Raw genomic sequence first — 11,131 nt, 5'->3', positions numbered from 1 at the left:
TCGAACGTCCGTGAGACTTGGCGCGTGATTCTGGTCAGCGAAGCTGACATATTCCATACAGAATCACTGCGCATCCCCGCGGAACGTTTATCTCAGTCGGAGACCCACCTCCCACTGAGACAAATTTGCTATTACTCGCCACCTAAAGAGGTGGGACTCTTCTCGACTGAGATAAAACTTACAAACGGAGGAAAACACAGTGAATAGAAAATCACCTATTATCATCGGAATTGCCGGAGGAACCGGTTCAGGAAAATCCACTTTTACAAACCGCCTGAAAGACGCATTTGGTGATCAGGTGACCGTGCTTTACCACGACAACTACTACCGCGCCCACGACGATATGCCATTTGAACAGCGCAAAAAGCTGAACTACGACCACCCGGATGCATTTGAGACGGAGCTGCTTCTTGAGCATCTCAACAAACTGAAAAACTGGGAGGCAATCGACTGTCCAACCTACAACTACGCCAACCACAACCGCGCCGAAGCGACCATTCACATCGAGCCGCGCCCGGTTATCCTGTTGGAGGGCATTCTCGTTCTCTATGACGAAGCACTCCGCAATCTGCTCGACATCCGCATTTTCGTCGATGCCGATGCCGATGAGCGAATTCTCCGCCGAATCTTACGTGACACGAAAGAGCGCGGACGCGATATCGAAAACATCATCGATCAGTACCTGACCACCGTCAAACCGATGCATGCCCTCTTTGTAGAACCGACCCGCGCCTATGCGGATGTGGTTACCAACAGCGGGCGGAATGAGGTTGCATTCTCGCTGGTGCGCGGGGAGATTGCACGGCTGCTGGATGAGGCGAAGGCGGGAGAATAATATTTCAAAATATTGGGATCATCGAGGTCACAAATGAGGTCATCGAGGTCATGATTCGATTTCTGACCTCAATGACCTCATTCTGACCTCGATTTACACACCAAAAAGCAGCGGTATCACACTGTCAGCGCTCCATTCTTTTTTGAATGTTTCGCTGCTGCCGATACCGCCGCTTTTTCCTATATACTTTTTCTATGATATCTGCTCTAACATAACATTTTGTTTAATTCATCATCACACAGCTCTGCTCGATCTCAATCTGGCTCTCCGCAATCACTCCCTGAAACCGTTCATATTCCGCCGGTTCCATCCGCCAGGCAATTCCACAGCCTGCTGAGAGTTCGCGTGGGACAGGCACCAGGCGCCCTCTGATTCCCTGTTCCCGGCAGAATGCCTCCATCTCCATCGCCGCAGCCGTCGTGTGAAAGGTAAAAATCCGATATTCCCGTTTCTGCCTCATCATTTCCACCTATTTAATATTCCAGAGCAGCATCACGCTTCAAAGGTAATGGTGAAACAGTCGTTTTCCAGCACCTCGGTGTGCCCCTCTTTTCCATGATACTCCAACGTGCGCTCAATATTCGTCCGGGTGTGTGCCTCATCGCCAAGCACACGGATCTGTTTTCCCGGATGTTCATCCATCGCATCCATCACCATCAAAACCGGTTCCGGACAGGAGAGTCCCCGCACATCTACCTCAACAAAATCTGACATTTTCCGTTTCCTCTTTTCTTTATTTCTTTCTACGTTTCATATTTGCCGCTGCAATCACGAATAACAGGGCAATACATACAATTACGGCAATTTTGCCCGGCATCGCCGGACCACCCAAAACGGCTGCCTCTGTCTCGGTTGCCGCTTTTGCCGCCGCACCAACCAGGTTAAAATTGTGTGCAAGTGCCGCCCCTAACAGCATTCCCAGAAAGGTTACCGCACTGTCCGAGGAGCCCTGCCCTGCCAGAATGATCTGACGCAGCGGGCATCCGCCAGCCAGAACGGCTGCAAATCCAACGGCATACATACCCAGAATATTCCAGAGATGCTGGGAGTGCGCGATCGGCTGACCGGAAAAGCTCAAATGGAAATTGCCAGTTGCAAGGTTAAAAATCAGCATGACTGCAAACAGTGCGCCGATAATGCTGAGCAGATCAAAGTTTTTCATCAGAATCACATCACGGATGCTACCTGCAAAACACATACGGCTCTTCTGTGCCAATGCACCAATCAGGAGAGCCGCAACCAGGGAAATCAGAACCGGTGCGTGCTTGCTTCCCGGTCCTTCCGTGCTGGCTGCGTATACGCCTGTTACTGCTCCAATGATAAAAAGGAAGCACATATCCGCTTGATTTCTGCGTCTCATACGCTCTGCCCAGCGAAAATCCCTTTTTCAGGAAGAACGAACCAGTTGCAATACCGCCTGCAAATCCAACCAGCGCTACATACGCATTCAGGTCACCGGCTGCCATACGCAGAACCATACGCAGCGGACACCCTAAGAATACCAGCGCGCCGATTACCATGATCGCACCCAGAACAAAGCGGATCATCGGTGAAGAACCTGCTGTCGCCTTATACTCGTTCGTCACCAGTGAGATTGCAAATGCTCCTACTGCAAATCCTACAATCTCCGGACGGAAATACTGAACCGGTGCTGCTGAGTGAAGTTTCAGCGCGCCCGCCGTATCACGTACGAAGCACGCAATACAGATCGCCATATTGGCCGGATTTCCAAAATACGCCAGCAATGCTGCCAGCACACCCACAAGCGCGCCTGCCACTGCCAGCTTCCATGTCTTGTCAAATACTTTCATACCTGCCTCCTTTTTTATTTCATGTACTCTTAAAGTTTTTCTCACACTCGTCATTGTGGGTGATTTCACGCACCACACTCGCATTTCATCAATACATATCAGAAATTTGAGTGCATCTGGCAAAAAAATCATCTCACAAAATCAAACAAGAAAAATTTCAAGCGCGTACATTTCATGGATCTATCCATACTTTCCGCAGACAAGTATAACATCCTGTATTTTTATGGTAAAATCGTTTATATTGATATTTGCTATAAACTTATTGATATTTTCAATAAATAAAGCTACACTCTTCTTTAGAGATTGTTTTCACCTGTCTACTATTCATTTTAATTTTGGATTTTATCACAGAATCATTAAAAATTGATTTTATCTATAGAAAGGATTTTAAATATATGGACATCCGCCAATTAGAAGCTTTCGTGTACACCGTCAAATATCAGAGTTTTTCGCTTGCCGCCCAGAAACTGTACATCTCACAGCCGACTGTCAGCGCCCACATCCGCAGTCTGGAGGAGGAATTTCACACCCAGCTTTTAAAGCGCACCACCAAATCGCTCTCCCTGACTCCTGCCGGGACAAAATTATATTCCTATGCCACAGAGATTCTGACCCTGCAGCAGAAAGCAATCGTGGAACTCGCCAACGAGACGAAACCGCAGCTTCGGATCGGCGCATCCTCCGTTCCGTCCCTTTATTTTCTGCCGGAACTTTTAAGCGCTTATCACGCAGTTCATCCTGATATCCGTGTCTATGCCTCCTGCTCAGACAGCCTGGACGTTGTACATAAGGTGGATGACGGCATCTGCGACATCGGTCTGGTCGGAACTACTACCTCGGACACCTCCTGCGAATTTCTCCCCTTTGCCTCCGATGAGCTTGTGATCGCCGCCCCCGCCACGCCACATTATCAGGCTTACCAGACTATGCCATCACCGCTGGATGCCCTCTTAAAAGAACCGTTTCTGCTCCGGGAAGATAATTCCGGCACAAAACAGGAAACCCTTTATTTCCTGAAAAATAAAGGGCTTTCACTCGATGATTTAAATGTTATTGCCGTGATGGACGATGCCGCCGCCCTCAAGCAGTGTATCATGCTGGGAATGGGCATCTCCATTCTCTCAAAAGCAACTGTGCAGGCAGACGCACGGCAAGGAAAACTGCTTCTCTTTCCGCTTGGGGAAGCTGCCTTTCTCCGGAAACTCTATCTGGTGTATTCACCGGTTAAGTATATGGCGGAGGAAGGTGGGGTGTTTTTGGAGTTTGCGAAGAGGTTTTATAAGTTATAGTTTTTGCGGATGAAAACGTTCATCCGTGTGCCGTATTATTCCTTTTCCTTATTCTTTATATAAATGGTACTTCGTGCCGCCCCCTCTTTCCTCAAATAAGCCTTCTCAACCATTCCCAGCAAAATGGCTCTTGCTCTACGATGTTTTACTCCTAAAAGCTCTCCCGCCTTAGCGGTTGTAATGAAACCATTTCGCAATACATACTTATAAATTTCTTGTTCCTGTTCATTATCCGGCATTTTTGAACCAGCATCCGGCACTTTTTTTGTACTATCCGGCACTTTCGAATCAGTATCCAGCACTTTTTTTGCATTATCTGGCATTTTTGAACCGGCATCCGGCACTTTTTCGACGTCACTAATAGCATTGGAGGTGAGCTGACCTCGATAAATATTGATACGAAAATCCACTTCGCCACCAATAAACTCCGGTTCCCTGAGTCCAGCAGCTTTTACTTTATCAATAATTCTCGGAATACCACTTCCCCAATGTTCGATTAAATTCATATAAGAAAACGCATGAGCAAGCGCTTCGTTTCTTATCTTGGAATATCCTTCTTTCATTCTTTCCAGGGTTTGTCCCATTGGCAATTTTCCTGGGGAAGTGATTTCCAATCGGTTGTCATACACCGCAACCTGTATCGTACCATGATCCAGATAACTACGATGTACCATGGCATTGATGATCAACTCACGAATGGCATCCGGCGGAATCTCATAAATATCCTGCCGATAAATTCCTACAATGGTAGCACCCAGATGAATATTTCTCAGGACAAACTGAAATGCTTCATCTATTTGCTCCCAAAGCGGACCGGTATATTCTCTACGATCAACAAACACCGCTTTCGTTGTACCTTTGAACACGCCACATTGCGTTGCAACATGAAGTCCACCGTTGCCTGTCAAAATAGCAAAGGCATTGGACGGATAATCTTTTCCATCACGCTCAATCAAAACCCCCCAGGAACGCAGCTGCTGTCTGCCAACATCTTTGATTGATGCTTTCTGCTCCTCAGTATGGGCATTCTTGACTGCCTGTTCTTTCATTGCTTTGCAAAGAGCATCAATATCGTCATCCGTGATATTCAGTCCCGTACACAAAGCCTGATCGTAGTAGCGGTTACTGCCCTCAAACAACAGCTCCTTTACCATATAGTCATCAGCAAGTCGGGTAGTTCCGGCAACACGGACGTATACACCGCCATCTCTGCCAAGAGCTTTGATATAATATGGGCGCTGTCTGCCCTCAGAAATCTCTACCACAATGACAGTCTTACGATCAACCGTCTGTAAAGTAATATCCGGGATAATTGCCGGTTCACAGCTGTCTGATACGGCATTGGCAATGGCATCCATTTTCTTGAACACATCTTCTTTGTCAAAACCGACAATCTCCCTGGACTTATCTGCAATTCCGAAAATGATTTTTCCTCCGGTTCCATTTGCAAAGGCAACCACAGACTTCATATATTTGATGCTTTTCTCCGGCAGGTTCTCTTTGAACTCTACATTCTTCGATTCTCCTGCAAGAATTTCTTCTATGGTCATCATAACACCTCGCTCTCAATTTGCTACGCAGTACATAGCCTTTTTATTATTTCATCTGATATTCCAGTCTTAATTCCTCCGCAAGATACAGATCGCTCATGCAGTGCATATCAGAAACACCGTCACGCATTAACTGATAGACTTCAGAATGATAAAATAAGCCCAATGCCGCATCCAGTGAAAGTCCCTGCTGTTTGGCAAAGCACTCAATGACACGGGCATATTTTTTCTGAAGTAAAATCGGGTTTGCCGTCATCATACGCAAGCCCTCCCACTTTATTTTAGCCAAAACATCCGGAAAAATTGCATAATTCTTTTTCACGCCATCGTCCAGAACAATCGAGATCATCTGGTCGACAAGGTAATGAATCTTTTCCTTGTAGGTTCTGATTTACGTATCCTGTTCCTGCAAGGTGGTCAGCTTTCCGTTCAGCTTTACAAATCAGAATAATCTTATCCTTATCAACGTCGAAAGGCGCATACTTGCTGGCATCCCATTCACCGCCTACATAAGCAAGGCCATCCACATTCGGTATCATTTCACTCTGTAAATCCATACCCAAAACAATTACCTACTATTGTCGTGAACGGTTTAAGATACCAGCTTTTGATATCAATCAAATTTCCGCAACAATATACTCTTCTAGCGTTTTTCCAAGCATCCGCATAATCTCAAGTTCATCAGCCGCGTCATATAAAGCATTATGTACTTCTGTATATCTGTGATTACCAGACAACAACTGCATCATAGGTTCCACACCATAATTACGCTTCATTTTTCCTGTTTTGCAGCATTCTATACTGGCAGGAATCTTGTCGTTATACTGCCTATATGCAGCAATTTTCATAATATCAAACCATCTATAGGATGCTAGTTCGCTTAACAAATTCTTATCAAAGGAAGCATTGTAAGCAAACAAATCTTTTACACTATATTTTTCAAAAGCTTCTTTAAATTTTTCCATAGCTATCTTACGTGTAAATAGAATATCTTTATGTTCTCCTCCTTTTACCGGAAGCACCATAGAAAACATACCGCCAATTTTATACTCTGGATCAAATATAAAATATAGATCATCGACCTTTTTGAATGTATCCTTCTCTGCTATCACAACACCTATGGACATTACTTCATTATTCCAGTTTGTCTCAGTATCAATTACAGCAAAATAATCCATTTAATCATCCTTTCTTAGCGTTTTAGAAAGTTCAATCTTTAGCTCATTCAATTGAATACTTCTATTCAATGGTTTATTGTATTTCTTGATAGCACCTTTTGTTATCGCATTTGTAACAGCATCCATAAAAAGTGTTTTGTTTGGCACAGTTATCTCATATAAAGTGTTATCTCTTGTATTCCAGAGTATTCCTTTCTTCATTCCCATCGCAACAACGTAACTTGCGCACTGAATAAAATGCTCGTGCGTAAGTTCTGAAACAAATTTCAATTTTTCTTTCTAGTCCCTTACTGCTATCATATGTTGTAAATATTGCAGAGTCTTTTTTAGGTTCTGTTGATCCCATAGAATCCGAATCTGAAATACTTGCATATACCGTTGTTTTGTTATAAATTGTAGGATATTCCTCTTCCAATCTGTTAAGTGTTTTTGACAAATCCCCATTTCGTAATCCCAAGCAAAGAAGATCCTCTGGCTCTTGCTGTGACAAAAACTCTACCACCTGATCTATGTTCATTCTTTCTACGCGGCACTCACTATTTACACCGATAATAGGCTTGTTCCAAATGCGTCCCAAACGCGCCGCTAATTCCGAAGACAATCGAAAACACCTAGTAAATTCTAATAAGACATAATCATTCAGAAACTCATTAATAAATTCTGATACTTTCAGTGTTGTCTTATCATATATTTTTTGTTGCATATCACCAACAGCAATTATCTGCATCTTAGGATTAGCGTCTTTAACCATCTTTAATAATTCCGCCAACTCAAGCTCTATATCCTGATATTCATCAATAATCAAAACATCATATGGAGCAATATTAGGTCTTGTATTAATAAACTTTTGAATAAGATCTGAAATTCCGGCCTTAACTCCCATACGAACCAAAGACATATAGGCAAATCCATGATAATTTGTTACTAAAACATTTTTTTCGTGTATTTTAGATTTTGCATCAATTTTCAGCAGCTTATTATATGTCAAATATAATATCTTTTTATCTCGCGGAAGTTCTTTACAAAGTGCCTGAATTGCTGTGGTTTTACCGCTACCAATACATGCATCAACAAGAATATTCTTGCCTTTTTGCGCAATTTCAACAAATTTACTTTGCTCTTCTGATAAATGCATTTTCTATCCCGTTTCTTTTCTAAAATTGCTTGGATACGCTTCCGTATACAACTATACCTGCCACAGTTCTTCTACTCTTCCCCCACTAACAACCCATACAACGTCGGCTTCACATGCAATTCCTTCATCATTGCCTCCAATGCCGCCCTGTCTGCTTTCTTGCCCTGGCGGATCGCACGGATCATGATGTTTTTCGGTGTGTGTTCCATGTCGATGAATTCGAGAATCTGCGTCCGGTAGCCGGACATTTCGAGGAGCTGCCCACGGATTCCGTCGGTCAGAAGCGCCGACATACGTTCTTTCAGAAGGCCGTACTGTAAAACCGGCGACAGAAGGTCGTTCTGAATCTGCTTGTTAATCTCATGCTGACAGCATGGAACGGAAAGAATGACTTTTGCGCCCCATTTGACCGCTTTTGCCAGCGCATAATCGGTCGCTGTATCACAGGCGTGCAGCGTCACGACCATATCGACCTGATCGACGCCCTCATATCCGGCGATGTCGCCGTGCAGGAAGGTCAGGTTCTCAAATCCAAACTTCTTGCTCAGGCGGTTGCAGAGCGCAATGACATCTTTTTTCAGATCCAGACCGATGACACGGATCGGATATTTCTTCAAAACATGAAGATAATAATACATCGCAAAGGTCAGATACGATTTTCCACATCCAAAATCAATGATCGTATTCGTCCGGTTCGGATCGAGATTCGGAAGTACATCCTCAATAAATTCCAGGAAACGGTTGATCTGGCGAAATTTGTCGTAGCGGGATTTCACAACTTTGCCTTCTGCCGTCATGACACCGAGATCTACCAGAAATGGGACTGGGACGCCTTCCTGAAGGACGTATTTTTTAGTACGGTTATGGGATAACGAAGCCAGACGTTCTGAAAACGCTGCGGCATCCATGCCAGCCGACAGTCCTGTTCCTGCATTTTTCTGCTGTTTCGCATTGCTCTGCAGTTTACCATTTCCCTGTATTTTAGCACTTCTCTGCATCTTTCCGTTTTCGTGGCTTGACTGACTCTGACCCGATTTTTCGAGCGAATTTTCTTTCACATCTGCATGACTCTTCGCCGGCATCTGCTTTCCAGCTTTCTGCACATCACCTGCTGACGCCGGTACCGTCCGATTCTCTGCCCTTTTAGCCCCCACCTTCTTCTCTTTGATCGTCACCGTCCCCTTCTTACTGATCAGAATATTGACAATCCCGTGAAGCGACGCGATCTCCGCATTGCGGTAACGGTTTTCCAGTTCTCCGAGCAGGTACTCGGCGGTCTTTTCTGCGTTCTGATTTTTCTGAAATGCCTGTTTTTCCGTAAATTCTTCCGTCTGAAAAGCAAGCGCCCCCCGCAGAAGCAGAGGACGCACGGTTAATTTCAGATAGGATTCACGGGTTCTCGGGTTGCTGAAAATGATTCGCTCCAGATCGGCATCGAGATACCGCAGAAGCACCTCTCTCAGTTCCTGTGATTTATCCATATGAAACTCCTATTAGTTCTTAAAGCTGTGTACTGGTGCCGGGATACGTCCGGTACGTTTAACAAAGTTGTCGCAGGAGAAACGGTTGACCGGAATGATCGGCGCATAGCCAAGCAGACCGCCGAACTCTGCCGTATCGCCCACTGTTTTTCCGATGACCGGAATCAGGCGGACTGCCGTTGTCTTCTGGTTGATCATGCCGATTGCCGCCTCGTCCGCGATGATACCGGCGATCGTGGTCGCTTTCGTATCGCCTGGAATCGCAATCATATCAAGACCTACAGAGCAGACACAGGTCATTGCTTCCAGCTTCTCAATCGTAAGCGCACCCTCAGAAACTGCATCGATCATGCCCTGATCCTCGCTGACCGGAATAAACGCACCGCTGAGTCCGCCAACATAGGAGGACGCCATGATGCCGCCCTTCTTAACCTGATCATTTAACATTGCCAGCGCTGCTGTTGTACCCGGTGCACCGCTGCGCTCTAAGCCGATCTCTTCCAGAATCTCCGCCACACTGTCTCCGACTGCCGGAGTCGGTGCCAGCGACAGATCAATGATGCCAAACGGAACGCCCAGACGTTTGGACGCCTCCTGTGCTACCAGCTGTCCAACACGGGTGATCTTGAACGCCGTCTTCTTGATCGTCTCACACAGCACCTCAAAGTTCTCGCCACGTACCTTTTCCAGAGCCGTCTTTACAACTCCCGGACCGCTGACACCAACGTTGATGATCGCATCCGCCTCAGTCACACCATGGAATGCACCTGCCATGAACGGGTTATCATCCGGCGCGTTGCAGAATACAACCAGCTTCGCACAGCCGAGGGAATCATTGTCCTTTGTTGCCTCTGCGGTTGCCACAACCATCTCGCCCATCAGACGGACCGCATCCATATTAAGACCTGTCTTGGTAGAACCGACATTGATGGAGCTGCACACACGGTCGGTGCAGGCAAGTGCCTGCGGGATCGAGCGGATCAGAAGCTCTTCCGCCGGTGTCATTCCCTTGGAAACCAATGCGGAATAGCCTCCGATAAAGTTGACGCCCACTTCTTTCGCTGCCTTATCAAGTATTTTCGCAATCTCTACAAAATCCTCGCTCTTCTTGCAGGCACTTCCACCTACCAGCGCGATCGGAGTAACCGAGATACGTTTATTGACGATCGGAACACCAAATTCACGTCCGATGGCATCGCCGGTCGATACAAGATCTTTCGCATAAGTTGTAATCTTATTGTAGATCTTCTCATTCATCTTCGCCAGATCACTGTCCACACAGTCTAAGAGGCTGATACCCATCGTGATCGTCCGCACATCCAGTTTTTCATGCGCGATCATGTTATTAGTTTCCAGAACTTCCTGCATGTTAATCATTGGTTTTACGTCCTTTCTGAAAATATTTGCTTAGATTCTGTGCATACTGGTAAAAATCTCTTCTCTCTGACAGAGAATCTTTACGCCGATCTCCTGTCCCAGCTTGTCCAGCTCATGCGCCATATCATCAAAGGATGTCTTGGAACCGGAAATATCCACGATCATCATCATGTTGAAATATTCCTGCAGGATCGTCTGCGTGATGTCAAGAATGTTCATGTTGTGGTCAGCCAGATAGTTACACGTTTTTGCAACGATACCGACGCGGTCCTGTCCAACGATAGTAATAATAATCTTACTCATAGCTTTCATCCTCCTGTGTGCTCTCCGTCCTATGGCGGAAATGTTTTTATGACTTACTAATTTCTATAAAAATTCAACTGCCATCCGGCTGCTGACTTTTACACCTAAAATGATATTTCGTTACTGTACACGGGTAGGCACTTTTGGAACCGAAAGTGCCGTAAGAAAACGT

12 protein-coding genes and 1 pseudogene are annotated in these 11,131 nt (G+C 45.5%); 2 read left to right on the top strand and 11 right to left on the bottom strand.

All coding sequences use genetic code 11. The features are described 5' to 3' along the window. Positions 1-199: 199 nt before the first annotated feature. Complete coding sequence (gene udk, locus PUQ60_RS10860) at positions 200-835, top strand: uridine kinase (RefSeq protein WP_022360439.1); 636 nt, start codon at positions 200-202, stop codon at positions 833-835. 223 nt (positions 836-1,058) lie between these two features. Here udk and PUQ60_RS10855 read toward each other — a convergent pair whose 3' ends face one another. The 3 genes and pseudogenes from PUQ60_RS10855 to yedE all read right to left on the bottom strand — a co-directional run bounded on the left by PUQ60_RS10855 (position 1,059) and on the right by yedE (position 2,646). Further along, positions 1,059-1,295, bottom strand: a complete 237-nt coding sequence (locus PUQ60_RS10855; protein WP_117795253.1) for a DUF3343 domain-containing protein — start codon at positions 1,293-1,295, stop codon at positions 1,059-1,061. Between the two features lie 32 nt (positions 1,296-1,327). Further along, the gene (locus PUQ60_RS10850) at positions 1,328-1,549 is read right to left on the bottom strand and encodes a sulfurtransferase TusA family protein (RefSeq protein WP_273380531.1); all 222 of its coding nucleotides are present in this window, start codon (positions 1,547-1,549) and stop codon (positions 1,328-1,330) included. Between the two features lie 19 nt (positions 1,550-1,568). Beyond that, positions 1,569-2,646 (bottom strand): annotated as a pseudogene (yedE, locus tag PUQ60_RS10845) (YedE family putative selenium transporter). Positions 2,647-3,041: 395 nt separating this feature from the next. Here yedE and PUQ60_RS10840 point away from each other — a divergent pair. Beyond that, complete coding sequence (locus PUQ60_RS10840; RefSeq protein ID WP_273380529.1) at positions 3,042-3,935, top strand: selenium metabolism-associated LysR family transcriptional regulator; 894 nt, start codon at positions 3,042-3,044, stop codon at positions 3,933-3,935. A 35-nt stretch (positions 3,936-3,970) separates the two neighbouring features. On the opposite strand, the gene PUQ60_RS10835 is transcribed toward PUQ60_RS10840, so the two are convergent. The 8 genes from PUQ60_RS10835 to PUQ60_RS10800 all read right to left on the bottom strand — a co-directional run bounded on the left by PUQ60_RS10835 (position 3,971) and on the right by PUQ60_RS10800 (position 10,959). Then, positions 3,971-5,488 (bottom strand): RNA-binding domain-containing protein, encoded by a 1,518-nt coding sequence (locus tag PUQ60_RS10835; protein WP_337955632.1) that lies wholly within the window; start codon positions 5,486-5,488, stop codon positions 3,971-3,973. 43 nt (positions 5,489-5,531) lie between these two features. Then, entirely contained in the window at positions 5,532-5,744 is a 213-nt protein-coding gene (locus tag PUQ60_RS10830; RefSeq protein WP_337366762.1) for a DUF3791 domain-containing protein, read from the bottom strand. Between the two features lie 22 nt (positions 5,745-5,766). Then, positions 5,767-6,042: a hypothetical protein gene (locus PUQ60_RS10825; protein ID WP_273380539.1), complete on the bottom strand. Its 276-nt coding sequence runs from the start codon at positions 6,040-6,042 to the stop codon at positions 5,767-5,769. A gap of 60 nt (positions 6,043-6,102) precedes the next feature. Next, entirely contained in the window at positions 6,103-6,663 is a 561-nt protein-coding gene (locus PUQ60_RS10820) for a hypothetical protein (protein ID WP_273482992.1), read from the bottom strand. Positions 6,664-6,829: 166 nt separating this feature from the next. After that, positions 6,830-7,798, bottom strand: coding sequence for an AAA family ATPase (locus PUQ60_RS10815; RefSeq protein ID WP_273380526.1), 969 nt, complete (start codon positions 7,796-7,798; stop codon positions 6,830-6,832). A 71-nt stretch (positions 7,799-7,869) separates the two neighbouring features. After that, a complete protein-coding gene (locus PUQ60_RS10810) occupies positions 7,870-9,279 on the bottom strand; it encodes an SAM-dependent methyltransferase (RefSeq protein ID WP_273380524.1) in 1,410 nt (469 codons plus the stop codon). A gap of 12 nt (positions 9,280-9,291) precedes the next feature. Beyond that, positions 9,292-10,656, bottom strand: a complete 1,365-nt coding sequence (locus PUQ60_RS10805; RefSeq protein ID WP_273380523.1) for a PFL family protein — start codon at positions 10,654-10,656, stop codon at positions 9,292-9,294. Between the two features lie 30 nt (positions 10,657-10,686). After that, positions 10,687-10,959 carry an ACT domain-containing protein gene (locus tag PUQ60_RS10800; protein WP_022360436.1) on the bottom strand — a complete coding sequence of 91 codons (273 nt, stop codon included), beginning with the start codon at positions 10,957-10,959 and terminating at the stop codon, positions 10,687-10,689. Between the last annotated feature and the right edge of the window lie 172 nt (positions 10,960-11,131).

The organism is Clostridium sp. AF02-29 (assembly GCF_934835585.1).
Taxonomy (GTDB): domain Bacteria; phylum Bacillota; class Clostridia; order Lachnospirales; family Lachnospiraceae; genus Otoolea; species Otoolea fessa.
The sequence above is the reverse complement of the archived record's forward strand: the minus strand, read 5'-3'. Positions and strand labels throughout refer to the sequence as shown.